Source organism: Hyphobacterium marinum, from assembly GCF_036330325.1.
In the GTDB taxonomy this organism is placed as follows: Bacteria; Pseudomonadota; Alphaproteobacteria; order Caulobacterales; family Maricaulaceae; genus Hyphobacterium; species Hyphobacterium marinum.
In genome coordinates this window covers 189,583-213,166 of the sequence record NZ_JAZDRO010000001.1, presented here as the reverse complement: position 1 = coordinate 213,166, position 23,584 = coordinate 189,583, and the positions used below count along the sequence as shown (strand labels likewise).

Genomic DNA, 23,584 nt, shown 5'->3' with positions numbered 1-23,584 from the left:
CCCCCTCGGCCTTCGGCCACTCCCCCCGCAAGCAGGGGGAGAAAACAGAGCTAGGCTTCCCGCTCGTGGAACTGGCCGTGGCGGCGATAGCGCCCGAGATAAGTCGGCACGATGGATTCCACCGTTTCGGGCCGGACACCGAGATCTTCCAGGCCGCGCGCGCGCGGATGCACGACATTATCGACCTTCAGCTGGCGAACCTGGTCGCGGGTCAGGAAGGGTTCGGCAAAGGGCAGCGCGCCGAACATCTCCCCGCCCATCCCCATGACCGTGGCGATCGGGAAGGGAAGCGGCACCAGGAAGCGCTGGCGGTCCACCGTGTCGAGCAGATAGGCCATCAGCTCCTTGAACGTGTAGACTTTCGGTCCGCCGAGTTCATAGACCTGACCCATTGTCTTGGGGTCGGCGATGGCATTGGCGACCGCCTCGGCGACATCCCCGACAAAGACCGGCTGGAATTTCGTCTTGCCGCCACCGATCAGCGGCAGGGCCGGCACGAAACGCGCCATGGCCGCGAAGCGATTGAAAAACTCGTCCTCGGCCCCGAATATGATCGAGGGCCGCATGATGGTCGCGCCCTTGAAGGCTTTAGCCACGGCGGCCTCGCCTTCGGCCTTTGACCGGGCATAGCGCGACTCCGATCCGGCATCCGCGCCGATGGCCGACACATGGATCAGGCGCTCGACGCCCGCGCGATCCGCGGCGGCGGCGACGGCTTTCGCCCCGGCCGTGTGCAGACGGGTGAAGGTCTGGCGGCCGGATTCTGACAGCACACCGACCAGATTGACCACGGCATGCGCGCCTTCGACGGCGCGATCGACAGAGGACTCAACGCGGATATTGGCCTGGGCCAGCTGGATCTGGCCGACCACGCCCATGACTTTCAGATCGCCAGCCAGATGCGGGCGGCGGGTGGCGACGCGGACGCGATAGCCGCGCCGGGCGAGCGCACGCACCACATAACGTCCGACAAAGCCCGATCCGCCGAAGACCGTGATCATCTCGTCGCGCAGCATGGAGGCCCCCTGGATATGGTCCGGAGCCCGCGAGCGGCCCCGTTTCTCACCCCGCATAGACCAAAATTTGCGCCGTCTGTCCATGCGCGGTTGCGCCTGGCTGCGTCCCGCTTCGCGCCAGACGCGAACCGACTCCCCAGCCCCGCGTGCGCGCGCTAGTAAGGGTTAACGCGTAAAAGTCTCCGGGGGGAATGGGCGGGATGACCGCAGAAGTCGCACTTCTGAACAAGCAGGCGACCGCGCTTGCGGCCGATTCGAAGGCGACCTTCGGATCGGGCATGACGGTGAAGACCTATGACAGCGTGGACAAGCTGTTCGCCCTGTCGCGCAATCATCCCGTTGGCGTGATGATCTACGGCAATGCCGAGTTCATGCGCGTGCCCTGGGAGGTGATCATCAAGGAATACCGCGAGCGTCACGGCGCGCGGTCTCACGCCACGGTTCAGGCCTGGGCGGACGATTTCTTCGCCTTTGCCGGCAAGTTTCACGATTATTCCAAGCGCGACATGGAGCTCGCCGCGCTGACCAAGACCGCCCCCTTCCTGAAAGCGATCGAGGCCTGTGCGCTGGTCAACCGTTCGCTCGAGCCGCTCATTCGCGATGTCGCCGCACGGGCGCCTCACCCCGCCCTCGCCGACATCACCGAGGCCGAATTCGTGCGCGCCTATCCCGGGCTGATCGAACGCTTTGAGGACATCTTGCGCAGCCATATCGGCGACAAGCTCGACAAGGCGATGCGTGACCAGCTGCGCACGCTGCTGCATCGCATCACCATCGCCGATATCGAGACCGTGGCGCGCTCCGGCGTGGTCATTTCCGGGTTCGGGGAGCGCGAGACCTTCCCCGCCCTGGTCAATATGGAAAGCGACGGCGTCATCGCCGGCCGGCTCGCCGTGTCGAAACGCACCACCAGCGAGATCACTGTGGATCACCCGTCCGATGTGCTGCCCTTCGCGGTGCGCAATGTGATGATCTCGCTCGTCCACGGGGTCGATCCGGCCTTCCTCGATTATGCGCTGACCGTCTTCCGCGACCTAATCCGTGCCAATGGCGAGCGGGTGATCGAGGAATTGGCGCGCGGCGAGGAACAGCGCGCCCGGATGTATGCGGAAAATATCGGCATGTCGGATGATTTCATCCGCGTCTTCCTCGACTATCTGCGTGATTACATCCACGATATGCATCTGGGACCCTTCGCCGCGACGCTGCAGGGCATGCCGCCCGACGAGATGGCCTGGCTTGCCGAATCGCTGGTCCATCTCACCTCGGTGAAGATGCGCATGTCGCTGGGGCCGGAAGGCGTGGGTGGCCCGGTCGATGTCGCCGTGATCACGCGGCGCGAAGGGTTCAAATGGATCAAGCGCAAGGCCGATGATGGTTTCCATCCCGGCCGCGACGAGGAGGCCGACTAGGATGATCAGACGCCGCCGCTACCGCCACGGGGCCGCTTCGAACGAAGCTGCCTCCGCCACGAAAGCCCCGGACCGGGCCCGCGAAATCACGCAAGGCACGGGCCGTACGGGCTTCTACAATGATGCGCCGAAAGCCCTGTTCCAGGACGATCTCGCCGCCCAGCGCCTGTTCAACCGGGCCGCGCTCGAAGAGATGGGCGATTATGGCGCGGTGATCCTGGCCTCGGACTCGCTGCGGCCTGCCTGGTCGGAACCGGGCGATCTCGTCCATGTGCGCCGGGGTGCGGAAGATGCCCGCGCCATCACCCGGAAAGTCTCCGGCAAGGGGCTGAAGGACTGAGCCAAAACGGGCGCGGAAATTATCCTGCGGGGCTGCGTTGACAGGCCCGCATGGAAAAGCGTATTCCCCGCCTCCTTGCCGAACACCTGCCCAGGTGGCGGAACTGGTAGACGCGCCAGCTTCAGGTGCTGGTTTCCGTATGGAAGTGGAGGTTCGAGTCCTCTCCTGGGCACCATTCCTTGAGGGTTGGCCAAAGGCCAAAAAATCGATCCGGCGGAACGATTTTAGTCAAGGAATGCCGCAGTAGGGGCCTTGTGGTGGGGCACATCGCTATTTTCGGTTTGGTAGACCATTTTATTTCTTCGAGTGAATTTAACAAATTTCAGACTGATTTTAGGCAATGACCTAGCTGTCGCCTATCGCTGTAGAAGGCTCATTGTTACCGGACTATCGGGCGGTCTTTGTTGAATGTTGCTGCACGAAATGCTACCTAAGGTCGAGACGGTTTTCGCTAGGAAAATAGCAGCAAAATCAACTAGAACAATTCGACTGGCCATAACATAAATAAGCGAGCCGATGAGGTTGTCGAGAAAACCGGCATTAGCGTGTTTGCTGAAATCAAGGTCTTTCCAGAAGCGATGATTCGTGAAGGTACGATGCCATTTGAAGCCGAAACAGGTCGATCACCACTAAAAACGAAACCTGGAAACGCGACGCTAAATCGAGCGTTCCTTGTGAAAAAAGATGACTTCTATACGCAATACGATGATATCGCGAAGGAGATGTCGCAGCATCAAGATCAGTTCAATGGCAAAGTTGTCCTCTGCAACTGCGACGACCCTTACGAATCCGCGTTCTTTCGGTTTTTTGTATCCAACTTTGAAAAATTTGGTTTAGCCAAACTGATATCTACCTGTTACGCAGGGTCTTCACTTGCAGGAAAAGAGTGCCCGCTTAAAGAATCGACCACCGCCTACAAAGCAGTCGTAACTGACACTCCAGACATCCCTCTGACAAGGCCAGATGGCTCGTTGGACATAGAGGCTTTGCTTGCTCTAGAAGGGAACTCTTTCACCTATTTAGCTGGTGATGGCGATTTTCGATCTGAAGAGTGCAAAAATTTACTTCAAGAGGCCGATATTGTTGCGACGAACCCGCCTTTCAGCCTTTTCCGAGAGTTCATAAACCAACTTGAGCAGTACAAAAAACAGTTCGTAATTCTTGGAAACATGAACGCTGCAACTTACAAAGAAGTGTTCCCCCTCTTTCGCGACAACAGAGTATGGTACGGAGAATCTATTCGTTCCGGAGATCGAAAGTTCCATGTGCCAAATGATTACCCTCTCAACGCCGCTAACTGCGGCGTGGACGAACTAGGCCGTAGGTTCATTAGGGTGAAAGGCGTTCGCTGGTTCACAAATTTGGAGTCCAAAGAACGAAAGGGTTCGATAGAGCTGACCCGCAATTATACGCCGGACGCATACCCCTCTTATGAGAACTACGATGCTATCGAGGTCGGACGCACCCAAGACATTCCTTATGACTACGATGGGGTTATGGGAGTGCCGATCACCTTCCTAGACAAATATAACCCGCGGCAATTCCAGATAGTGATGCTAGCTAACGGCAATGCACGAACCAACGTGCCGGCTGAAACCCTCGCTGAGGTCAATTATCGACCACACACTGACGACAGAGGAGGGGTTGGGATTGTCAACGGACGCAGATCCTATGCTCGTATCCTGATACGTAGGAAAACGCTGTGACCCAACAACTACGTGTGCCCTGTGCCTATCAGGGTGGCAAACAGCGAGTATCTGCTCAGATTGTTGACCACCTTCTCAACGCCGCACGGGGGCCGAATACAAGCTTCTACGATCTCTGCTGTGGATCGGCAGCTGTATCAATTGAATTGGTCAATAGAGGCGTCTCTCCTTCGCAGATATGTATGCTCGACATCAGCTCTTGGGGGACGTTCTGGTCAGCCATCGGATCGGGCAGATTTAGCCAAGACGTTTTCAAGCAAATTCTGCGGGGATTGCCCCAAGACAAGCGAGCACTAAAGGCGCATGTGTCAGAGTTGGCCGCACTGCCGGTAGGCGACAATGAAGCGGAACTCTATCCTGTTCTCCAAGCTTGCTCATTTGGAGGCAAGCAGATTTGGCGAAAAGGTAATAGTTGGGCAAATGCTTGCTTCCGCGACTATTGGGAGCCAACAGCAACAAGCGTTAGACGTAGCCCCGCAAATCCGATGCAGCCGTCGCCAAAGGAACTTCAACGCCGAATTGAGGCCCTCGTAGTAGGGATGAAAGGCGTGACGTGCCTCAACGATGATATCATAACCACACTCGATAAGGCATTTCCTGAAGACGCCGTCGTTTATGTTGACCCTCCATATCAAGGTTCAACAGGATACGCTTTCGGTTTCGATGTGATACGATTCATAGAGCGTTTCAGCGAATTGAATGCGGCCCCTCTGTTCGTATCCGAAGGTGTTCCCCTAAATGCTGACGCCATAATGCTTACATTCGGTGGGGCAAAAGGCGGAATAAGCGGCAACAAAAAGAACAAGCATGAAGAATGGCTTAGCCGATTCTAAAGCAGCCCGAGCAGCCTGGCGTCGGCTGTTTGGCCATTGCGGGCTAGAATGTAAGAAGCGGATTTGAAATGCTCTAGGTCGTTTTCGGGGAACACCGACATAAAGTAATAATCGCCCACCACCTTTGTAAAAGTTATTACCTTCCCGACCAAATAGTGTTCCTCACCCTTAGCCCTAAAAGCTTCAGTGATTTTGACTCCGGATGAGCTTTCGCCCTTGATTTGAATTCGCCATGTACCGTTGGCTTTGTCGCCGTCAGGGTACTTTATCGTGTTACCAGCGTAATCAACTCCATCAAAATTGATTGTTATGTCTTTCGATTCATGAGTTGAATCAGGATCTAAGCCAAAAAACTCAACGCCGCCGCGCATGAATTTTTTGTCGCCCAGGTCGAAAGCCGTATTGGTCGGGTCCCCGATTTCTATTAGAGATTTCTTTGATAGGTCGAGGATGTTTCGCGATCCGCCAGTCATTTTTCTTGTTTCAAACCATATGGTGTCGCCCTCATCACCTTGAGGAACGAAGATTAGGTTTGGCGAAGGGTCGCTGACTTCTTCTTTCTTCTTTTTCGTGGCTACTATTTTGGGGAGTTTGACAGGAATTCCTTTTCCAAATAGCTCTTTCTGCGCTCCCTTCTTTGGTTTGGATTTTGCGTGACGAACCCGTTCTGCAATCTCCTTAGTAATATAATTGTTTGCTAGTAGAGCCTCGATGGCGTCTTGATCACCTATCGGCATAAACGATTTATCTAATTGTCCCAGTTTTTCGAAGTGCTTCTCCACAGCTTTGAAGGCTTTAGCTTCATGATCTGCAACGAGAATGGAGGCTTCGAAGTTGGTCCATAGGCCGCCGCCCGTAAGATTGTGAGAACCCACAACAACTAGACCCTCGCCATCGCCTACAAACTGATAGACCTTCACATGAAACGTCTGGGCCTTCTCTGCGTGGACTACACTCAATGTGTCGGTATAAAGGAGCAGGGCTGTGAGGGCTTCATAAGAAGTGCCACCAAGGTCAACACCTACAATAGCGTTTATCTTTCCACCGCGCGCTCTAAATCTTTGAAAAGAATCTTTTAATCGGAGGACGCCGCTATTCTTTGCAAAAGCCACGGCGATATTCATGGTGTGATACTTGTCAGATTCGAGATTTTCTATCAGCCGATTTCCAAGATACCCGGTAAAAGGCTGGCTCATTAGCTCCATGTTCCGTTCCTCCACAGACGGAAGCTAGAAGAGGCTAGAGGCGGCAGCCTCGAATCAAAACTTCTCTCGCGCAATCTCACACTTTTGCGGATAAGCGTCGAGCCGTACTTCGTACAGGTGAAGCCATCCACCTCTTGGGCTGAGTGCGGTTCAAAGCGTCGTATAAAGCCTTCGTGCCAAGGGCGCTAAGGCTCCCCAAAAAAAATGCGGCGGTAGGGGCCTTAACGCTCGCCTCTAAGACCGCAAGATTTTCTCCATCGCCTTGCCGCGAGCGAGTTCGTCGATGAGTTTGTCGAGATAGCGGATCTCGCGCATGAGCGGTTCCTCGACCTCCTCGACACGGACACCGCAGACAACGCCCGTGATCAGGGCGCGATCCGGGTTTGGGCGCGGGGCCTCGGCGAAAAAGCTCTCGAAGTCACTTTTGTCGTCCAGCACTGTTTTCAGACCGGCCCGGTCATAGCCGGTGAGCCATTCGATGATGGTGTCAACTTCGGCCTTTGTGCGCCCCTTCTTTTCCGCCTTGGCCACATAGTGCGGATAGACGCTGGCAAAGCTCATTGAATAAATGCGGTGCGCGGCCATCCCCCTAAACCCCCAACCACTTTTCCGCATCTTCCTGCGTGCCGAACACGTCGACCTCGAGACCTTTGGCGAAGGCAGCGGCACGGATCATCATGAAGTGGCGCGCGATGCGCATTTCTTCGGAGACATAGGCGATCTTCATGCCCGTGGGGGCATGGTCGGCGAAGTGTTCGACTTCCTCGATCAGGGCGCTGGGCGGGAAGTCCGGCGTCGCCTTGTCGACGTCGAGCAGGATGCGGCGCACGCCGTCTTCCCGGGCAAGGCGCACCATTTCCAGCATCCATTTGCGCGTCGTGGGCAGATCGATATCGTCCAGATAGACCGCGCGCAGATAGGTGTCGCTCTCGCGAATATGGGTCACCGAACCCCGCTCTCCATCCGGAGCCGGTGCGGGACTGGACTTTCCTCTGGCCATGGCGCGGTCCTGCAGCGGCCGGACCCGTTTTGTCCGGCCATTCCGGCACTTTAGCCCTAAAAACCTCTGATGTGGCCCCCCGGTCCGGAAGAGCAGCCTTGCGGGATTTCAGGACTCCAGGATGACCTCGAACCCGCCGAATATCATTCGCTTGCCGTCAAAGGGCATATCGGCGGGCGCATTCATGTGCTTGCTCTCCATCATCTTCTTGTGTCCGGCCTCGCGCGTGGCCTTGTCCGGCCACCAGATCCAGGAAAACAGGACCGTTTCGCCGGGCTCGGCTTTCACCGCCATCGGGAAGGAGGTTAGCTTGCCGTCGGGCACGTCATCGCCCCAGCATTCCACCGTCTTCGTCGCGCCCCAGTCGCGGAACAGGGCCGCCATTTCAGTGGCAAGTTTCAGATAGGCGTCCTTGTTCTTTTCCGGCACCGCCAGAACAAACCCGTCGACATAGGCCATCAGCTCTTCTCTCCTTCAGTGTGTCCGCTTGCGACGATTGCGGCCAGCTTGATGTGGTCACTGCCGACCGTCAGCCGGCGTGAAATTCAGGACAACATCGTCGGGCAGAAACAGGTCGTGAACCGCGTCTCCGGCCACCCGCGTCCAGACGGCCGTCACATCATGGAACCGGCCGTCGGCATAGCGACCTGACCACACAACGATATCGCCCTCCGGTGTCATGTGTTCGGCGTGAAATTCTATCACCCCGGTACCCGGCCGGGTGCTGTAGGGGCCGGAATCCACCTCTCCGCGGGTCGCCCAGAAGAGGTCTCCGTCCTCAAAGGACAGCGTGCCGGGAACGCTGAACAACCCGATGATGCCGCGCGCCCGGATACGCCCGTCTACAGAGAGTCCGTCGAGACTGCCGTGCGCTTCATCCGTGGATGCCGCGGGAACCTGGCGGCCGCGATCATCCGCGAAAGACGATGCAGGGCCAATTGCAACGCCGGAGATCAGGGCAAACAGCAAACGGCAGGGCAAAGCCGGACGGTTCATGGCGCAATGTATCATTTTTCCGGTGAAAATGTCGATGTCCGACCCGCCCGGAGAGAACAGCGCTAGCGCGTCTTGAGCGCACCCATGCGTTTTTCCAGCCGAGCCGAGAACCAGTCGATCAGGGCGCGCCAGAGCGCGTCCTTCAGGACCGCGCCTTCGACCTCGGTGTCGAGATTGGGATTGTCGTTGACCTCGATGACGAAAACGCCGCGCTCGTTTTCCTTCAGGTCGATGCCGTAAAGCCCGTCGCCAATGAGGCGCGCGGCCTTCAGCGCGGTCTCGATCACGGCCGGCGGGGCATCGTCCACGGAAAGCGTTTCCGACCCGCCCTCGGTCACCTTGCCGTCCGCGCCATGGCGCATGATCTGCCAGTGCCCGCGCGCCATCTTGTACTTGCAGGCATAGAGCGCCTTGCCGCCCAGCACGCCGACGCGCCAGTCATAGGTCGTCGGCATGTATTCCTGGGCGATGACGAGGGCGGTGTCCTTGAAGAGGGCCTTCGCCCTTTCGGCCAATTCGGCCTCGGTCGAGACCTTGTGGACCTGACGCGAGAAGGACCCGTCAGGGGCTTTAAGGACCACAGGACTGCCCAGCCGGTCCATCAGCCCGTCGAGTTTCGCGCCCTCGCCGATGACCTCGGTGCGCGGTGATGCGACCCCGGCGAGATCGAGGAGCTCTTTCAAAAACACCTTGTTGGTGCAGCGGATCATCGAGGCGGTGTCGTCGATAACCGGCATGCCTTCCTGTTCGGCGCGGCGGGCAAAACGGTAGGTGTAATTGTCGATCGCCGTAGTCGCGCGGATAAAAAGCGCATCGTATTCGGCCAGGCTCGCCAGATCGCCCGGTCCGATGGGTTCGACCTCGACACCCATCTTGTTCGCGACGTTCGCCAGCCGCTTGATCGAGGTCTGGCTCGAGGGCGGTGTCTTCTCTTCCGGGTCCAGCAGAACGGCGAGCGACCAGCGCGCCTGCGCCTTCTCCTTCGCCGGTGACCATTTACGCCGCGTATGGCGCTCCAGGCTGTCGAGGAAAAAGTCCCGCGTCTCGCCTTTCAACGTATGCGGCGAGACGGCGCGGATACGGTCGATCTCGGCTTTGCCGGCGGCGAGCGTGACTTCCAGAACCGGGACCCGGAACCAGTCAAAGAGAAGTTTGGAAAACCGCCCGATTCTGTCGTCGCGGCTGCGACCAAAGGCGACCAGCAGCGGACGCTCCGAGACGTCGCTACCTTCCAGATCGCGGGTCAGCGCGGCGTTCAGTTCCGGCAGGGCCTGGGCGTAGAGCGTCTTGCGCGACAGTTCGACCATCGCCTGGACGCTGGGGGCAACGCGGTGACCGCGCGCCTCGGCGAGCAGCGAGGCGTAATAGCCTTCGGACTGATAGCCATAGGTCCGCGCCAGGTTGAGAATGTTCGGCCGCCGTCCGGAAAACAGGCCCGGATTCGTCAGGTAATCGCGCACCCGCATCACCTTGTGCGGCGTCTCGTGCTGGGCCAGGTCGCTGGCATGGTCGACAAGAATGAGCCAGTCGCTCAAGGGGCGGACTCCTTCACGGTCCCGCTGATCGCGCGCTCGTAAAGAAGCGCGGCTTCTCCGTCCTCGTAGTAGGCATTCCGCCTGCCGCGCAAGCGGAAATTCTCACGTTCATACAGGCCGCGCGCCGCCGTGTTCGATGCGCGCACTTCCAGACGCAGGACGGTGCATCCCGCCTCCGCCCCGAGGTGCTGTGCGCCCTCCAGCAGGGCGGCGGCGACACCCTTGCCCCGCGCCTCAGGTGTCACCGCCAACGAATAGAGCCGGGCCACCCGGCTGCCGCGTTTCAGGCTGATCGCGGCATAAGCGGCGGGCGCGTCCCCGAGCCGCGCGAGCAGAAACCGCGTGCGCCCGCCGGTGAGCATCCGCGAGAGATTGCGGCGGGGAAATCGATCCCGGTCAAAGGCTGCCGTCTCGATGGCATCGATCACATCGAGGTCGTCAGGACTGGCGGTGGCAAGGGCGAGTGTCAGGTCCGGCTCCGCTTCGGGGCTGCGCGCCACCATGACGCGGCCGCATTCTGCGAACAAGCGGGAGACAGGCGCGGAAAACTGTTTCATCTTCGCGCCCGACCATGCGCCGCTATGCCCTCATCTTCACCGCTGTCGCCTTTGGCGTCCTCGTCCTCTTCGCCGGGTTCAACCTTCTCGTGGACCCGTTTGCCGTCAGCGGTGCGCCACGGATTGCCGGGTTCAACGCCGAGAAGACACGCCTCTATCAGGATGGCGGCCGGATATACGCCGCCGATGCGCTGGCGCGTGGCAGTGCAACCAGCTTCATCCTGGGATCCTCGCGGACGGTCGACGGGTTCCCGGCCGAGCCGGAAAACTGGCCGGGCGGCATCGTCAATGCCGGCATGCGCGGCACCAACATGTTCGAACTGGCCCGGGCGATGATGCTGGCCGCGCGCGATCCGGACCTGCGCTGTCTCGTCATCGGCATCGATCTCGACGAGTTCGGCACGCATTCGAAAAGCAAGGCGAGCTTTGCCATTTCCGCCCTCGCCGACGGCAACCGGCCCCTGTCACTTCTGCGCACGGCGCTATCGCCAAACACCTTCGCCGCTTCGGTCCTGACCGTGGCCGACAATCTCGCCGGAAATGGCCCGGATACACCCTGGGCTGACCAGTATGAGCCCGGCGTTCAGCGGGGGCGATATGAAAGCGGCGCGCGCGGCATATACAGCTATTATCTTGGCTATCACTATGACGGCGAGCGGGAATGGTATTTTAATTCAGCGCTTTCATCGTTGACGAGAAATGGCGTTCAGGTCGTGGCCTTTATCCATCCCTATCATGCGTGGCGGGAAGAGGCGCTCTTCCGCGCCGGTCGCGAAGACGCGTATTTTGCCCTGCGCCGCGACCTTGCGGACCTATTCGCCACCCAGAACGACCGGCAGGCCGCCAACCCCTGTATCGACGGCGGCGCGGCTGTGCTGTGGGATTTTTCCGGCTTTCAGGGTTTCGCGACCCGGCCCGCCCCATCTTCCGATGCAACCGATCCGCACGAAACGTTCTACGAGCCCTCTCACTACCTGCCCGATATCGGTCAGGCCATGCTCGACCGGATGCGCGGTGAGCCGGGTTCGGAAACGCTATTCGGCGAGCCCTTCGGTCTGCGTCTGACGCGGGAAACGGCCCGGGAGAGCGAAGCGGACATCCGCGCCCGGCGCGAAGCCTGGCTGCAGACCCCGGATGGCCAGGCGGCGACCGCGTTTCTCGATCAGGTGATCGCCGGCGACCCCGCACCGGAATCTCCGCCGCCGCAATTCTTGAACCGCGATGACTGGAACGCACTTGAGCGTCGCGCCGAACGCTTGCCCGACCGGGGCGAGGCGGGCTAGACCGGCCTGAGGCCTTCAAAGCCGGGCTGACAATTCGGAACACATCCATGACCGTGCATTTTCACAAACATGACCTGCCCGCCGGGCTCAATCTCGGCAAGGCGGTCGCGGTCGACACCGAAACGCTCGGCCTCTCGCTGACGCGCGACAAGCTCTGCGTCGTCCAGCTCTCGGCCGGGGATGGTGACGCCCATGTCGTGCAGATGGACCGGCAGTCCTATGATTGCCCCAATCTGAAGGCGTTGCTGGCAGATGGGGCGGTAGAAAAAATCCTGCATTTCGCCCGCTTCGATCTCGCCATGGTCGAACACTATCTCGGCGTGACGATGGCCCCGGTCTTCTGCACCAAGATCGCCTCGAAACTGGTGCGCACCTATACCGACCGGCATGGCCTGAAGGACGTGACGCGCGAGCTTCTGGGCATTGACCTGTCCAAGCAGCAGCAATCCTCCGACTGGGGCGCAGAGAGCCTAAGCGAGGCGCAAATCGAATATGCTGCCTCCGACGTCCTTCACCTGCACAAGCTGCGCGATGGGCTGGCAGCGATGCTGGAGCGCGAAGGCCGGATGGAGATGGCGAAGGCCTGTTTCGACTTTCTGCCGTGGCGCGCGCGGCTCGATCTGGCCGGATGGCCGGAGACCGACATTTTCGCGCACAGCTGAGATGCGATGACGTCCCGCCTTGAAACGGCCCTTGTGACCCTCTTCCCTGCCAATCGGCCAGCCAGAAGGCAAAGATGACCACGACGACGGCAGACGGTTACGGCGCATTCGGCACGTCCCATCACGGGGGGTGGGAGCCGAAACGCGCGACGACGCTGGCGCAGGCGCGCCGGAGGACCGCATTCGTGCGTACACTGCGCTTCGCGCTGATGGCCGCCGTTGGGGCGATTGCCGGTCTTGTCGTGGTGCAGATTGCCCTGTCGATGATGGGCGAGGTCGAGCCGGACGCGATCACGGTTGGCGAGGATGCGCGCATGATCAATCCGCGCTTTACCGGCCGGGACGACGGCGGCTCCCCCTTCACGGTGACCGCCGACGCGGCCATCCGCCGACAGGGCGATGCGCTGAACCTGACCGAGCTGGAAAACCCGCGTCTCGATTATGTCGCGATCGAAGCGCTGGACGCGGCGGCTGACGGCGTTCTGGCCGAGCGCGGCTATTACGATTCGGAAAACCGGGTGCTGGACCTGGAAACCGATGTCCGCTTCCGCACCCAGTCCGGCTATGAATTCATTTCCGAAGCCGCCCGCATTCTCCTTAGCGAGGATCGGGTGGTCGGCGAGTCCGAAGTCGAGGGTACCGGCCCGATGGGCGATATCCGGGCCGATTCATATGAAATACTGGACGGCGGCGACCGCGTCGTGTTCACAGGGAATGTGGTCGCGCATATCGAGAGCCGCCGCACGCCCGATCAAGGAGACCAGCCATGATGTCCCGCCTCTGTCTTGCCCTTGCGGCCCTGGCAATGTTTGCCGCCTCCGCCGAGGCCCAGATCGGCCGCCAGGGCGGCCCCATGGATATCACGTCTGACCGGCTGGAAGTGATTGACGCGGAAAGCCGCGCCATTTTCTCGGGTAATGTCGATGCGGCCCAGGGCGATACGCGGCTGCGTGCTGACGAAATCCAGGTCTTCTTCGACCAGAACAGCCGGTCCGCGGCGTCGGCGGCCAGCGGCTTTGGCGAGGTGCAACGCGTTATCGCCACTGGCGAAGTTTTCTACGTGACGCCCGAGGAAGTCGCGCGCGGTGATCGCGCCGTTTACCAGATCGCGACCGAGACCATCACCATGACCGGCAATGTCGTGCTGACGCGTGGCGAGAATGTCATCACCGGCAGCTGCCTTGTCGCCGACCTCGCCACGGGCCGGTCCCAGGTCAATCCGCCGCAATGTGGCGGGTCGGACGGTGAACCCGCGACAACGTCCGCGGGCCGCGTGCGGGCCGTGCTCTTCCCGTCCAGTAGCGGTGAAGAGGAAAACGAGTCCGACGGAGACACCGGCGAGTGACCGATTTCGCCCAGACCCTCGTCCGCGATGCCGCCGCGGATGCCGCGGCCGGTCTTTATGTCGAGAATATCGGCAAGACCTACCGCAAGCGTCCGGTGGTCAAGGGCGTGTCGCTGCGCCTCAACCGGGGCGAGGTTGCGGGCCTCCTGGGCCCCAACGGTGCCGGCAAAACCACCTGCTTTTACATGATCACGGGCCTGGTCGAGGCCGACTATGGCCGTATCCTCCTTGATGGCGAGGACATCACCCGGCTGCCCATGTACCAGCGTGCCCGGCTGGGGATTGGCTATCTGCCGCAGGAAGCCTCGATCTTCCGCGGCCTGACGGTGTTCGAGAACATCATGTCGGTCGCTGAAGTCGTCGAACGCGACCGCACGGCCCGGCGCGAAATCGTCGACCAGTTGCTGGAAGAGCTGCGGATCGCCCATCTGCGCGACGCGCCGGCCTTGTCGCTGTCTGGCGGTGAGCGCCGCCGCGCGGAAATCGCCCGCGCGCTGGCAACCCGTCCGTCCTTCATGCTGCTCGACGAGCCGTTTGCCGGGATCGATCCGCTGGCCATCACCGATATCCGCGACCTCATCCGCTTCCTGAAGGACCGTGGTATCGGTATCCTGATCACCGACCATAATGTCCGCGAAACGCTGGAGATCACCGACCGCGCCACCATCATCCACGAGGGCGAGGTTCTGTTCGAGGGCGCGCCCGACGCGATCCGCAACGATCCGGACGTGCGCCGCGTTTATCTCGGTGAAAGTTTTCGCTGATTAGACTGGCCCCGATTTCGCAATTCGCGTGAGGGGCGCGGTCAAACGTGGCGTCACAATACCAGAAACTGGAGATGCGCCAGGGTCAGTCCCTGGTGATGACCCCGCAGCTGCAACAGGCGATCAAGCTGTTGCAGCTCTCCAATATCGAGCTGACCGCCTTCGTCGAGGAAGAACTCGAGCGCAATCCGCTCTTGGAACGCGACGATCGCGATTCGGCTGGCGAGGGTGATTCGCAGGAGCTTCCCGCCGCTGACAGCGGCGAAATGAAGGAGCTTTCGCTCGACCATTCCTCCTCCCAGGCCGCCGATGATGCTGTCGATGCCGACCGCGAGGTGATGAATTCCCATGTCTCCGGGTCTGACCTCGCCGGGGCAGGCGGTCCGTCGACCGACTGGTCCCGCGCGGGCAAGGGCGGCTCCTTCTCCGATGGCGAATATGACGCGGCGGCTAATACCAGCCGCGAGATCTCGCTCGCCGAACACCTGCACGACCAGCTGACCATGGCGACCGCCGATCCGGTCGAGCGCCTGATCGGTGCCCACCTGGTCGATCTGGCTGACGAGGACGGCTATCTGCGCGCCGATCTCGATGAAATCACCGAGCGTCTGGGCGTCGATCGCGGCCTTGTCGAGCGGGTGCTGTCCCTGACCCAGACCTTCGAACCCGCGGGCGTGATGGCCCGCACATTGCCCGAATGCCTGGCGCTGCAGCTCAAAGAGCGCGACCGGCTCGATCCGGCCATGGCGACCCTGCTTGATCATCTCGGCCTTCTGGCCAAGCACGACTACACCACGCTGCAATCGCTGTGCGATGTCGATGCGGACGATCTCGACGACATGGTCGCGGAAATCCGCGCGCTGACGCCGAAACCCGGCCTCGCCTATGGCAGCGACACGGCCCGCGCGGTCGAGCCGGATGTCTATGTGCGCGAAAACCCCGATGGCAGCTGGCGGGTGGAGCTGAACTCGGAAACCTTGCCGCGCGTCCTGGTCAACCAGCAATATGCCGCCGAAATCAACGCCGTCGCCAAATCCGACGCGGACAAGACCTTCATCTCCGAATGCTCCCAGAATGCGTCCTGGCTGGTCAAATCACTCGACCAGCGCGCCCGGACCATCCTGAAAGTCTCCAGCGAGATCGTCCGCCAACAGGATTTGTTCCTGGCCAAGGGTGTCGCCTATTTGCGCCCGCTGAACCTGAAGACCGTCGCCGATGCCATTGGCATGCACGAATCAACGGTCAGCCGGGTGACGTCGAACAAATACGTTGCCACGCCGCGCGGCCTGTTCGAGCTGAAATACTTCTTCACCTCGGCGATTCCCTCCGCCGGCGGCGGCGAAGCCCATTCCGCCGAAGCCGTGCGCCATCGCATCCGCATGCTGATCGAGGCGGAAACCCTGGCCGAGGTCATGTCCGACGACGCGCTGGTGGAGCGGCTTCTCGGCGAAGGCATCGAGATCGCCCGCCGGACCGTGGCGAAATACCGCGAGTCCATGAATATCCCCTCTTCGGTGCAACGCCGCCGCATGCTGAAACGCGCCGGTTGATTGCGCTTGATCCCGGGCCTCCAACGCGATTGACTGATCCCTCCACGCACACGGGTGTCGCTTGCCCCGTGCGTTCGCGAAATGGGGGAGTGTGAAGCCATTGCCAAGGCCGCGCCGGGCGCGGCGGAAAGGACCCATGCAAATCCAAGTCGTCAGCAAAGGCATTGATGTTTCCGAATCGCTCCGCGAGGAGATTCTCGGCCGGGTCGAGGAAGGCGTCGGAAAGTATTTCAGCCGCCCCGGCGAGGCCTATGTCGCCGTATCGCGCGACGGACCGCTCTTCCGCGTTGACTGTTCGGTCCACCTGCCATCGGGCGTCATGCTGCAGGCGTCCGATACGGACGGCGATGCCTACAAGGCGTCCGAAGGCGCGATGGAAAAGCTGGAAAAACGCCTCCGCCGCTACAAGCGGAAACTGAAAAACCACCACAACACACAGAAAAAGGAACTCCCGGCCGAAAACACGCCGATCGTGGTGCTCCAGGGGCGCGGGCTCGACGACTGGGACGATGACGGCGACGATGCGCCCACCGGTGGCGACGAGCCTGTAATCGTTGCGGAAAAGCCCGGTGAGTTGCGGGCCCTGACCGTCGGCATGGCGGTGCTGGAGCTCGAGGCGGCCGGTGCCCCCTTCATGCTCTTCCGCAACATCGCTCACAACGGGGTGAATGTCGTTTATCAACGGCCGGACGGTAATGTGGGGTGGATTGATCCGGACCGGGGCGCTAAAGGCTGACCCGAATCCGCGACAGGGGCGGTTCAGTCGAGCCGCCCCGCCAGAAGAAACCGTGACATGATGGCGTTATCCGATCTGCTTCCCGACGACGGGGTGAATTCCGACCTGGCCGTGTCGAGCCGCAAACAGGCGCTCCAGGCTCTCTCGGAAATTGCCGCGAAATATGCCCCGGTGAAGGCCCGCGACATCCTCGAGCGCGTGCTCGAGCGCGAGCGCCTCGGCTCGACCGGTGTCGGCCATGGCGTCGCCATTCCGCACGCCCGCATTGACGGGATTGACCGCGTCTATGGCGTCTTTGCGCGCCTGCGCAATCCGGTCGATTTCGACGCGGTGGACGCCAAGCCTGTCGATTTGATCTTCATGCTGCTGGCTCCGGAAAGCTCCAACGCCGAACACCTGAAAGCGCTCGCCCGCGTGTCGCGCCTTCTGCGCCGTGAAGACATGCGCGAACGCCTGCGCAGCGCGCCCGACGAGGACGCCCTCATCGCGGTTCTGGGCGGTGAGGTCGACACCGACGCGGCTTAAAGTGTTGCCCGTTTCCGGGTCGGTACGCCTTGTGCAATTCGGCCCTTGAGACGACGGAGTTATGCAAGCGCAATCACTTCCGCCCGGCGCGCGGTTCATCCCGCACTTCGTCACCGAGACAGTCGCGGCACGCTTGCTCGCCGCGATAGATGGCAATTCGTGGCAATCCGATCTGAAGCGCCGGGTCCAGCACTATGGCTGGCGGTATGATTACCGGGCGCGGGCCATCGACCGGAGCATGCGGCTCGGCCCGCTGCCGGACTGGCTTCTGCCGCTGGCCGCGTCAGTTTGCAGGGCGGGCGGTTTTGACCGGGAACCCGACCAGGTGATCGTCAATGAGTATCTGCCCGGGCAAGGCATCTCGGCCCATATCGATTGCAAGCCCTGTTTTGGCCCGGTCATCGCGTCGCTGAGTCTGGGCGGGCGTGCGCAAATGGTGTTCCGGCACCGCGGCACAGGGGAAGTCGCGAACCACATTCTCGAGCCGCGCTCGCTGCTGGTCCTGTCCGGTGCCGCGCGCCATGACTGGACCCATGCGATCCCGGCCCGAAAGTCTGACCTGATAGAGGGTGTGCGCCGGCCCAGAACCCGCCGCGTCTCACTGACTTTCCGCACGGTGAGGGTTTAGCGCCTAGTCGGGCATCTCTTCGCCTGTGCCGTCTTCAGGACGGCGAAGCCATCCGAAGCCGGAGGCGAAGGCCCCTGCCGGGGCATTTCGCGCCTAAAATCGATTCACTGGATCGATTTTTCTGCCTCCGGCAGATCGGCTTGAAATGGTGGAGCCAGTCGGAATCGAACCGACGACCTCTTGCATGCCATGCAAGCGCTCTCCCAACTGAGCTATGGCCCCATCTTTCGTGCCGCCGGACATGGGTGCTCCGGCTGCGAGGCGCGGAACCTAGTCAAAGCCCGCGCCGCGATCAAGCGGTTATGTGACTAGAGATCGTCGTCCTCGTCATCGTCGAGATCGAAGTCGTCATCATCCTCGTCATCCTCGAGGAGAATGTCGTCATCATCGTCGTCGTCATCGGGCAGATCGTCGACATCCTCGCCGTCCGAATCGTCGTCGTCATCGTCCGTGGCGGGGATGGTCGCGGCGGCGGCCTCTTCGTCCAGCTCGCGCGGATCGTCAGGACTGGTATCGTCCTCGTCATCATCCTCGTCGGTGGTTTCCGCGTCGTCGGCCGCGTCTTCCTTGTCGTCGTCCTTCAGGTCCGCCTTGGAGGCCTTGGGCGGTGTGGCACCGTCCTCGAAGAAGGAGCGCGGGTATTCCTTGCCGGTGAAGGGAGAGACGATCGGATCCTTGTTCAGATCGTAGAACTTCTTGCCGCTTTCGGGGCAAATCCGCTTGTTGCCGAGATCAGGTTTAGCCACGGGTCACCCCCACTTGAATAAAGGCCGGTTTTCGCGCGCCCCGTTGCCACGTCAGCGCGGCGCTGTCAAAACCCCAAGAGCACATCAGTTTCCGATGGCATATTTCGCGCAATGACCGTCCCGTCAACCTCTTCTCCGCAATCGCTGCGCACGCGGCCCGGCCACGCCTTGCAGGGCGTGCTGGGCGCGCCTGGCGACAAGTCGGTCTCTCACCGCGCGCTGATCCTCGGTGCGCTGGCCGAAGGCCGCACACGCATAACCGGTCTGCTTGAAAGTGCGGATGTGCTGGCCACGGCCGATGCGGTCCGCGCCATGGGCGCAGCGGTCACGCGCGAGGCGGATGGCATCTGGTCGGTATCGGGCACGGGCGGAGAGTTCCGCAATGATCGCGAAACCCTCGATTTCGGCAATTCGGGGACCGGCGCACGCCTGATGATGGGCGCGATTGCCGGCGCGGGCGGATCGGCGCGCCTCGTTGGCGACGAAAGTCTCTCGGTTCGCCCGATGGCGCGTGTCCTCAATCCTCTGGCGAAGATGGGGGCCGTGGTGCGGGCCAATGACGGTCACCTGCCGGTGGAGGTGTCGGGCGCGGACCTCGCCGCCATTGATTACACGCTGCCGGTGGCGAGCGCGCAGGTGAAATCCGCACTGCTGCTCGCCGGTCTCGGCGCTGAGGGCGGCGTCACCGTGCGCGAGGCCGAGCCGACCCGCGACCATACCGAACGCATGCTGCCGCTCTTTGGCGGCCGGATCAGCGTCACCGCCGAAGACGGGCTGACCGTGATACGCCTACCCGGACCGCAAGCCCTCAAGGGTGCGGATATAACTGTCCCAGGCGACCCCTCTTCGGCGGCCTTCGCCTGTGTCGCAGCCCTCATTGTGCCGGGCTCCGAGATCACGATCGCGGGCGTCATGGACAATCCGGCCCGCTCCGGCCTTTACGCCGTGCTCGAACGCATGGGCGCAGAGCTGAGCGATACGCCGTCCGGTCACGCCGCCGGTGAAGCGCTGATCGATCTAGAGATCACCGCGTCGCTTCTGCACGGAATCGACCTGGAAGCCGAAGTCGCGCCCAGCCTGATCGACGAATACCCGGTCCTCGCCGTCGCCGCGGCCTTCGCCGACGGGCCGACGCGCTTGCGGGGTCTTGCTGAGCTGCGCGCCAAGGAAAGCGACCGGCTGGCCGCCACCGCCGCCCTCCTGACGGCCAATGGCGTCAAGGCGGCCATCGAGGGCGATGACCTGCTGATCGAGGGCCGTGGCCCCGGCGGGGTTCCGGGTGGCGCGACGATTGAAACCCAGGGCGACCACCGTATCGCCATGGCGGCGCTGGTCATGGGCATGGCCGCGCGCCAGCCGGTGACAATCGACGATGCGCGCATGATCGCGACCAGCTATCCCGGCTTTGCTGCGGACATGCGCAGGCTCGGGGCCAGGGTGGAAACGCTGTGATCATTGCCGTGGACGGAACGCTTGCCTCGGGTAAAGGCACGATCGCGCAGGCGCTGGCGAAAGCCTTCGGCCTGCCGGTGCTCGATACCGGCGCGCTCTATCGCGGTGTCGCGGTCGCGGTTCTTGAAGCCGGAGGTGATCCCGGCGATGCCGAATTTGCGGCGCGCATCGCCTCTGAGCTCGACCCGGCCACGATTGATGATGCGAAGATACGTACCGCCACGGCCGGAGCGGCGGCCTCGCGGGTTTCGGCCCACCCGGCAGTGCGCCAGGCCCTGTTCGACCTGCAGCGCCGTTTTGCCGCGCAGGACGGCGGCGCGGTTCTGGACGGGCGCGATATCGGCACGGTCATCTGTCCGGACGCGGATGTGAAGCTGTTCGTCGATGCCGAACCGGGCATTCGCGCCGAGCGGCGCTGGCGAGAATTGCAGGCGCGCGGTGAGGATGTGGCGCTCGACACCATCGTCCGCCAACTCGCCGAACGGGATGCTCGTGACGCCGGCCGCGAGACCGCGCCGATGAAACCGGCCAGCGATGCGGTCTTGCTGGATACAAGCCAGTTGAGTATAGACGCCGCGATCGGCAAGGCCGTCCGGATCGTCTCGGAACGGACCGGAGCCAAACCGGTCGCTTAGCCGGGCGCTGTTCCTGACAGACGGGCTGTCCGTACCACGAAGGGGTGAAACCGCCCTGACGGGGTACGCATGGCTTTGAAGGGACAGGGTCCATTGTTGAAACCATTCCGGCCGCTTTTTTCGTGAAGCGGCATGCCCGATGACCGGGTCCGCTTTGAAATGACAGCGGCAAGACCGCCGGAACCAACCGGCCGGCCGGAATATAACGGACTACCCCTGGAGTATCTCCCGACATGACGAATACCGATACCGCGTCGCCCTCGCGCGACGATTTCGCCCAGATGCTGGAAGCCAGCTTTGCCGGGCGTGACCTTGCCGAGGGCTCGGTCATCAAGGGCCGCGTCACCGCGGTCGAAAACGATTTTGTGACCGTTGATGTGGGCCTGAAGACCGAAGGCCGCATTTCCCTGCGCGAATTCACCGGACCGGGCTCCACCGCCCCCAAAGCCGGCGACGAGGTCGAGGTTTACCTGGAGCGCATCGAGAATGCGCTCGGTGAAGCTGTCATCTCGCGCGACAAGGCGCGCCGCGAGGAAAGCTGGGACAAGCTGGAAAAGGCTTTCGAGGCCAAGGAACCGGTCAACGGTGCCATCGTCGGCCGGGTCAAGGGCGGTTTCACCGTCGATCTGGGCGGGGCTTCGGCCTTCCTGCCGGGCTCGCAGGTCGATATCCGTCCGGTGCGCGACGTCGCGCCGCTGATGAATATGGAACAGCCTTTCGCGGTCCTGAAAATGGACCGTCCGCGCGGCAATATCGTTGTCTCCCGCCGGGCTGTCCTGGAAGAATCCCGCGCCGAACAGCGGGCGGAACTCGTCGGTCAGCTGGCCGAGGGCGAAGCACGCGAAGGTATCGTCAAGAACATCACCGATTACGGTGCGTTCGTTGACCTCGGCGGCATTGACGGCCTGCTGCACGTCACTGACATGTCCTGGAGCCGCGTTGGCCACCCGAGCGAAGTGGTGGAAGTCGGCCAGACGGTCAACGTCCAGATCATCAAGATCAATCCGGAAACCCAGCGCATCTCGCTCGGCATGAAACAGCTCATGTCCGATCCGTGGGAAGGCGTTGCGGCGAAATACCCGGTCGGCGCGACCTTCAAGGGCCGTGTCACCAATATCGCCGAATACGGGGCCTTCGTGGAACTGGAGCCGGGCGTGGAAGGCCTGGTCCACGTCTCCGAAATGTCCTGGACCAAGAAGAACATCCATCCGGGCAAGATCGTCTCCACCTCCGAAGAGGTCGAGGTCATGGTGCTCGACGTGGATCCGGACAAGCGCCGCATCTCGCTGGGTATCAAGCAGACCCAGGGCAATCCGTGGGAAACCCTGGCCGACAACTATCCCGTAGGCTCGGTCATCAAGGGCGAGATCAAGAACATCACCGAATTCGGCCTCTTCGTCGGTATCGACGACGAAATCGACGGCATGGTCCACCTCTCCGACCTGGACTGGAACCGGTCCGGCGACGATGCGGTCAAGGACTACAACAAGGGTGACGTCATCGAAGCCAAGGTGCTCGACATCGACGCCGAGAAGGAGCGCGTCTCCCTCGGTGTGAAGCAGCTTGACGGCGATCCGATGGACTCCTCCGGTGCACGCCGGGGCGAAACCGTCACTGCGACCGTGACCGAAATCACCACGGGCGGCATCGAAGTCAGCTTCGGTGAAGGCGACGCGCAGATGAAAGCCTTCATCCGCAAGTCGGACCTCGCCCGCGACCGCGGCGACCAGCGCCCCGAGCGCTTCGCCGTCGGCGACAAGGTCGATGCCCGCATCACCAATATCGACAAGGCGGCCCGCCGTGTGTCGATGTCGATCAAGGCGCTGGAAATCGCCGAAGAGAAGGAAGCCGTCGAACAGTACGGTTCCTCCGACGCGGGTGCCTCGCTGGGCGACATTCTCGGCGCGGCCCTGAAGGAACGCGGCGAAGCCAAGACCGAGCCGAAGAAATCGGACAAGTCCGCCACCGCAACCGGTTCGGGCGAAGCCGAGAAAATGGTCGACAAGAAAGTCGAAAAAGCCGCCGCGTCCGATGACGCGCCGGACTTCGACAAGATGACCAAGGCCGACCTGGTCGCCTATGCTGAAGAGCATGGCATCGAGATCGTGAAAAGTGCCAAGGTCGCCGAAGTCCGCGACGCGGTGAAGGCAGGAGCCAAGGGCTAGTCCCGGGCCTCTTCCAGAGCTTGAAGGGCCGGATGCGCATCGCGTGTCCGGCCTTTTTTTCGAAGACAATTCAAGGTGGCGCATTGACGGAGCGGTTCAAGGGGGGCAATCTCCCGGTCCGCTTGGCAGGGAGACATCAGCCGATGATCAAGTCCGAACTCATCACCCAGCTTGCGGAAGCCAATCCCCACCTCTTCCAGCGCGACGTGGAACGCGTCGTCAACGCCGTGTTCGACGAGATCACCAATGCGCTCTCGCGCGGCGACCGGGTCGAGCTTCGCGGCTTCGGGGCTTTCTCCGTGCGGCACAGGCCAGCCCGGGACGGGCGCAATCCGCGCACTGGCGATGCCGTTGCCGTGCGGGACAAATACGTGCCCTTCTTCAAGACCGGCAAGGAATTGCGCGAACGCGTCGACGCGTCGCGCAAGGGATAGGGCTTCCCTCCGCCTGACAGCGGGTCTAGGCTTTTTCCGGGAACACCAACCGGGAAGGG

26 protein-coding genes and 2 tRNA genes are annotated in these 23,584 nt (G+C 61.6%); 18 read left to right on the top strand and 10 right to left on the bottom strand.

Going from position 1 to position 23,584, the window contains the following annotated elements:
* Window positions 1–50: 50 nt before the first annotated feature.
* On the bottom strand, window positions 51–1,016 hold the full coding sequence (locus V0U35_RS01000) for a complex I NDUFA9 subunit family protein (protein ID WP_330194778.1): 966 nt from the start codon (window positions 1,014–1,016) through the stop codon (window positions 51–53).
* Between the two features lie 200 nt (window positions 1,017–1,216).
* Between V0U35_RS01000 and V0U35_RS00995 the strand changes: the two genes are divergently transcribed.
* The 5 genes from V0U35_RS00995 to V0U35_RS00975 all read left to right on the top strand — a co-directional run bounded on the left by V0U35_RS00995 (window position 1,217) and on the right by V0U35_RS00975 (window position 5,307).
* A complete protein-coding gene (locus V0U35_RS00995) occupies window positions 1,217–2,428 on the top strand; it encodes a hypothetical protein (protein ID WP_330194777.1) in 1,212 nt (403 codons plus the stop codon).
* A 1-nt stretch (window position 2,429) separates the two neighbouring features.
* Window positions 2,430–2,768 carry a hypothetical protein gene (locus V0U35_RS00990; protein WP_330194776.1) on the top strand — a complete coding sequence of 113 codons (339 nt, stop codon included), beginning with the start codon at window positions 2,430–2,432 and terminating at the stop codon, window positions 2,766–2,768.
* 88 nt (window positions 2,769–2,856) lie between these two features.
* Window positions 2,857–2,943, top strand: a tRNA-Leu gene (locus tag V0U35_RS00985).
* Between the two features lie 370 nt (window positions 2,944–3,313).
* The gene (locus V0U35_RS00980; RefSeq protein ID WP_330194775.1) at window positions 3,314–4,474 is read left to right on the top strand and encodes an adenine-specific methyltransferase EcoRI family protein; all 1,161 of its coding nucleotides are present in this window, start codon (window positions 3,314–3,316) and stop codon (window positions 4,472–4,474) included.
* 182 nt (window positions 4,475–4,656) lie between these two features.
* The gene (locus V0U35_RS00975; protein WP_330194774.1) at window positions 4,657–5,307 is read left to right on the top strand and encodes a DNA adenine methylase; all 651 of its coding nucleotides are present in this window, start codon (window positions 4,657–4,659) and stop codon (window positions 5,305–5,307) included.
* Here V0U35_RS00975 and V0U35_RS00970 read toward each other — a convergent pair.
* The 7 genes from V0U35_RS00970 to V0U35_RS00940 form a co-directional block, all read right to left on the bottom strand.
* The gene (locus V0U35_RS00970; protein WP_330194773.1) at window positions 5,304–6,512 is read right to left on the bottom strand and encodes a phospholipase D-like domain-containing protein; all 1,209 of its coding nucleotides are present in this window, start codon (window positions 6,510–6,512) and stop codon (window positions 5,304–5,306) included. The two genes, V0U35_RS00975 and V0U35_RS00970, sit on opposite strands and share 4 nt — an antisense overlap.
* A 234-nt stretch (window positions 6,513–6,746) precedes the next feature.
* On the bottom strand, window positions 6,747–7,097 hold the full coding sequence (locus V0U35_RS00965; RefSeq protein WP_330194772.1) for a DUF2200 domain-containing protein: 351 nt from the start codon (window positions 7,095–7,097) through the stop codon (window positions 6,747–6,749).
* 4 nt (window positions 7,098–7,101) lie between these two features.
* Window positions 7,102–7,512, bottom strand: coding sequence for a hypothetical protein (locus V0U35_RS00960; RefSeq protein ID WP_330194771.1), 411 nt, complete (start codon window positions 7,510–7,512; stop codon window positions 7,102–7,104).
* A 108-nt stretch (window positions 7,513–7,620) separates the two neighbouring features.
* Window positions 7,621–7,971: a DUF1428 domain-containing protein gene (locus V0U35_RS00955; protein ID WP_330194770.1), complete on the bottom strand. Its 351-nt coding sequence runs from the start codon at window positions 7,969–7,971 to the stop codon at window positions 7,621–7,623.
* Between the two features lie 57 nt (window positions 7,972–8,028).
* Entirely contained in the window at window positions 8,029–8,508 is a 480-nt protein-coding gene (locus V0U35_RS00950; protein ID WP_330194769.1) for a hypothetical protein, read from the bottom strand.
* 62 nt (window positions 8,509–8,570) lie between these two features.
* Entirely contained in the window at window positions 8,571–10,043 is a 1,473-nt protein-coding gene (locus V0U35_RS00945; protein WP_330194768.1) for a RimK family ATP-grasp domain-containing protein, read from the bottom strand.
* Entirely contained in the window at window positions 10,040–10,600 is a 561-nt protein-coding gene (locus V0U35_RS00940) for a GNAT family N-acetyltransferase (RefSeq protein WP_330194767.1), read from the bottom strand. The genes V0U35_RS00945 and V0U35_RS00940 overlap by 4 nt, the downstream gene beginning before the upstream one ends.
* A gap of 14 nt (window positions 10,601–10,614) precedes the next feature.
* Between V0U35_RS00940 and V0U35_RS00935 the strand changes: the two genes are divergently transcribed.
* The 9 genes from V0U35_RS00935 to V0U35_RS00895 all read left to right on the top strand — a co-directional run bounded on the left by V0U35_RS00935 (window position 10,615) and on the right by V0U35_RS00895 (window position 18,093).
* Window positions 10,615–11,883, top strand: coding sequence for a hypothetical protein (locus V0U35_RS00935; protein WP_330194766.1), 1,269 nt, complete (start codon window positions 10,615–10,617; stop codon window positions 11,881–11,883).
* Between the two features lie 47 nt (window positions 11,884–11,930).
* Entirely contained in the window at window positions 11,931–12,545 is a 615-nt protein-coding gene (locus tag V0U35_RS00930) for a ribonuclease D (RefSeq protein WP_330194765.1), read from the top strand.
* A 74-nt stretch (window positions 12,546–12,619) separates the two neighbouring features.
* The gene (gene lptC / locus V0U35_RS00925; protein WP_330194764.1) at window positions 12,620–13,315 is read left to right on the top strand and encodes an LPS export ABC transporter periplasmic protein LptC; all 696 of its coding nucleotides are present in this window, start codon (window positions 12,620–12,622) and stop codon (window positions 13,313–13,315) included.
* Entirely contained in the window at window positions 13,312–13,890 is a 579-nt protein-coding gene (locus V0U35_RS00920) for an LptA/OstA family protein (RefSeq protein ID WP_330194763.1), read from the top strand. The genes lptC and V0U35_RS00920 overlap by 4 nt, the downstream gene beginning before the upstream one ends.
* Entirely contained in the window at window positions 13,887–14,654 is a 768-nt protein-coding gene (gene lptB, locus V0U35_RS00915; RefSeq protein WP_330194762.1) for an LPS export ABC transporter ATP-binding protein, read from the top strand. The genes V0U35_RS00920 and lptB overlap by 4 nt, the downstream gene beginning before the upstream one ends.
* Window positions 14,655–14,728: 74 nt before the next feature.
* Window positions 14,729–16,204 (top strand): RNA polymerase factor sigma-54, encoded by a 1,476-nt coding sequence (gene rpoN / locus V0U35_RS00910; protein WP_373696354.1) that lies wholly within the window; start codon window positions 14,729–14,731, stop codon window positions 16,202–16,204.
* A 136-nt stretch (window positions 16,205–16,340) separates the two neighbouring features.
* Complete coding sequence (gene hpf / locus V0U35_RS00905; RefSeq protein ID WP_330194760.1) at window positions 16,341–16,940, top strand: ribosome hibernation-promoting factor, HPF/YfiA family; 600 nt, start codon at window positions 16,341–16,343, stop codon at window positions 16,938–16,940.
* 57 nt (window positions 16,941–16,997) lie between these two features.
* Window positions 16,998–17,465 carry a PTS IIA-like nitrogen regulatory protein PtsN gene (gene ptsN, locus V0U35_RS00900; protein ID WP_330194759.1) on the top strand — a complete coding sequence of 156 codons (468 nt, stop codon included), beginning with the start codon at window positions 16,998–17,000 and terminating at the stop codon, window positions 17,463–17,465.
* Window positions 17,466–17,526: 61 nt separating this feature from the next.
* A complete protein-coding gene (locus V0U35_RS00895) occupies window positions 17,527–18,093 on the top strand; it encodes an alpha-ketoglutarate-dependent dioxygenase AlkB (RefSeq protein ID WP_330194758.1) in 567 nt (188 codons plus the stop codon).
* A gap of 146 nt (window positions 18,094–18,239) precedes the next feature.
* Here the strand turns inward: V0U35_RS00895 and V0U35_RS00890 are convergent.
* Together V0U35_RS00890 and V0U35_RS00885 are read right to left on the bottom strand one after the other, a co-directional pair.
* Window positions 18,240–18,315, bottom strand: a tRNA-Ala gene (locus V0U35_RS00890).
* Window positions 18,316–18,401: 86 nt separating this feature from the next.
* Window positions 18,402–18,839, bottom strand: a complete 438-nt coding sequence (locus V0U35_RS00885; RefSeq protein ID WP_330194757.1) for a TIGR02300 family protein — start codon at window positions 18,837–18,839, stop codon at window positions 18,402–18,404.
* 111 nt (window positions 18,840–18,950) lie between these two features.
* On the opposite strand from V0U35_RS00885, the gene aroA reads away from it, so the two are divergent.
* The 4 genes from aroA to V0U35_RS00865 all read left to right on the top strand — a co-directional run bounded on the left by aroA (window position 18,951) and on the right by V0U35_RS00865 (window position 23,525).
* Window positions 18,951–20,291 (top strand): 3-phosphoshikimate 1-carboxyvinyltransferase, encoded by a 1,341-nt coding sequence (aroA, locus tag V0U35_RS00880; RefSeq protein WP_330194756.1) that lies wholly within the window; start codon window positions 18,951–18,953, stop codon window positions 20,289–20,291.
* A gap of 8 nt (window positions 20,292–20,299) precedes the next feature.
* Window positions 20,300–20,926, top strand: coding sequence for a (d)CMP kinase (gene cmk, locus V0U35_RS00875; RefSeq protein WP_330194755.1), 627 nt, complete (start codon window positions 20,300–20,302; stop codon window positions 20,924–20,926).
* Between the two features lie 233 nt (window positions 20,927–21,159).
* The gene (gene rpsA, locus V0U35_RS00870; RefSeq protein WP_330194754.1) at window positions 21,160–23,091 is read left to right on the top strand and encodes a 30S ribosomal protein S1; all 1,932 of its coding nucleotides are present in this window, start codon (window positions 21,160–21,162) and stop codon (window positions 23,089–23,091) included.
* Between the two features lie 143 nt (window positions 23,092–23,234).
* Complete coding sequence (locus V0U35_RS00865; protein ID WP_330194753.1) at window positions 23,235–23,525, top strand: integration host factor subunit beta; 291 nt, start codon at window positions 23,235–23,237, stop codon at window positions 23,523–23,525.
* The last annotated feature ends 59 nt before the right edge of the window (window positions 23,526–23,584 follow it).

What these genes read in the sequence shown, in the direction of transcription:
- V0U35_RS00990 (WP_330194776.1), top strand. Translation starts at nt 2,430, where the DNA reads ATGATCAGACGCCGCCGCTACCGCCACGGGGCCGCTTCGAACGAAGCT.
- V0U35_RS00975 (WP_330194774.1), top strand. Translation starts at nt 4,657, where the DNA reads ATGCTCGACATCAGCTCTTGGGGGACGTTCTGGTCAGCCATCGGATCG.
- aroA (WP_330194756.1), top strand. Translation starts at nt 18,951, where the DNA reads ATGACCGTCCCGTCAACCTCTTCTCCGCAATCGCTGCGCACGCGGCCC.
- V0U35_RS00995 (WP_330194777.1), top strand. Translation starts at nt 1,217, where the DNA reads ATGACCGCAGAAGTCGCACTTCTGAACAAGCAGGCGACCGCGCTTGCG.
- V0U35_RS00970 (WP_330194773.1), bottom strand. Translation starts at nt 6,512, where the DNA reads ATGGAGCTAATGAGCCAGCCTTTTACCGGGTATCTTGGAAATCGGCTG.
- V0U35_RS00965 (WP_330194772.1), bottom strand. Translation starts at nt 7,097, where the DNA reads ATGGCCGCGCACCGCATTTATTCAATGAGCTTTGCCAGCGTCTATCCG.
- V0U35_RS00935 (WP_330194766.1), top strand. Translation starts at nt 10,615, where the DNA reads ATGCGCCGCTATGCCCTCATCTTCACCGCTGTCGCCTTTGGCGTCCTC.
- V0U35_RS00930 (WP_330194765.1), top strand. Translation starts at nt 11,931, where the DNA reads ATGACCGTGCATTTTCACAAACATGACCTGCCCGCCGGGCTCAATCTC.
- ptsN (WP_330194759.1), top strand. Translation starts at nt 16,998, where the DNA reads ATGATGGCGTTATCCGATCTGCTTCCCGACGACGGGGTGAATTCCGAC.
- V0U35_RS00960 (WP_330194771.1), bottom strand. Translation starts at nt 7,512, where the DNA reads ATGGCCAGAGGAAAGTCCAGTCCCGCACCGGCTCCGGATGGAGAGCGG.
- lptC (WP_330194764.1), top strand. Translation starts at nt 12,620, where the DNA reads ATGACCACGACGACGGCAGACGGTTACGGCGCATTCGGCACGTCCCAT.
- rpsA (WP_330194754.1), top strand. Translation starts at nt 21,160, where the DNA reads ATGACGAATACCGATACCGCGTCGCCCTCGCGCGACGATTTCGCCCAG.
- V0U35_RS00950 (WP_330194769.1), bottom strand. Translation starts at nt 8,508, where the DNA reads ATGAACCGTCCGGCTTTGCCCTGCCGTTTGCTGTTTGCCCTGATCTCC.
- V0U35_RS00955 (WP_330194770.1), bottom strand. Translation starts at nt 7,971, where the DNA reads ATGGCCTATGTCGACGGGTTTGTTCTGGCGGTGCCGGAAAAGAACAAG.
- rpoN (WP_373696354.1), top strand. Translation starts at nt 14,729, where the DNA reads ATGCGCCAGGGTCAGTCCCTGGTGATGACCCCGCAGCTGCAACAGGCG.
- V0U35_RS00895 (WP_330194758.1), top strand. Translation starts at nt 17,527, where the DNA reads ATGCAAGCGCAATCACTTCCGCCCGGCGCGCGGTTCATCCCGCACTTC.
- V0U35_RS01000 (WP_330194778.1), bottom strand. Translation starts at nt 1,016, where the DNA reads ATGCTGCGCGACGAGATGATCACGGTCTTCGGCGGATCGGGCTTTGTC.
- V0U35_RS00865 (WP_330194753.1), top strand. Translation starts at nt 23,235, where the DNA reads ATGATCAAGTCCGAACTCATCACCCAGCTTGCGGAAGCCAATCCCCAC.
- V0U35_RS00940 (WP_330194767.1), bottom strand. Translation starts at nt 10,600, where the DNA reads ATGAAACAGTTTTCCGCGCCTGTCTCCCGCTTGTTCGCAGAATGCGGC.
- hpf (WP_330194760.1), top strand. Translation starts at nt 16,341, where the DNA reads ATGCAAATCCAAGTCGTCAGCAAAGGCATTGATGTTTCCGAATCGCTC.
- V0U35_RS00920 (WP_330194763.1), top strand. Translation starts at nt 13,312, where the DNA reads ATGATGTCCCGCCTCTGTCTTGCCCTTGCGGCCCTGGCAATGTTTGCC.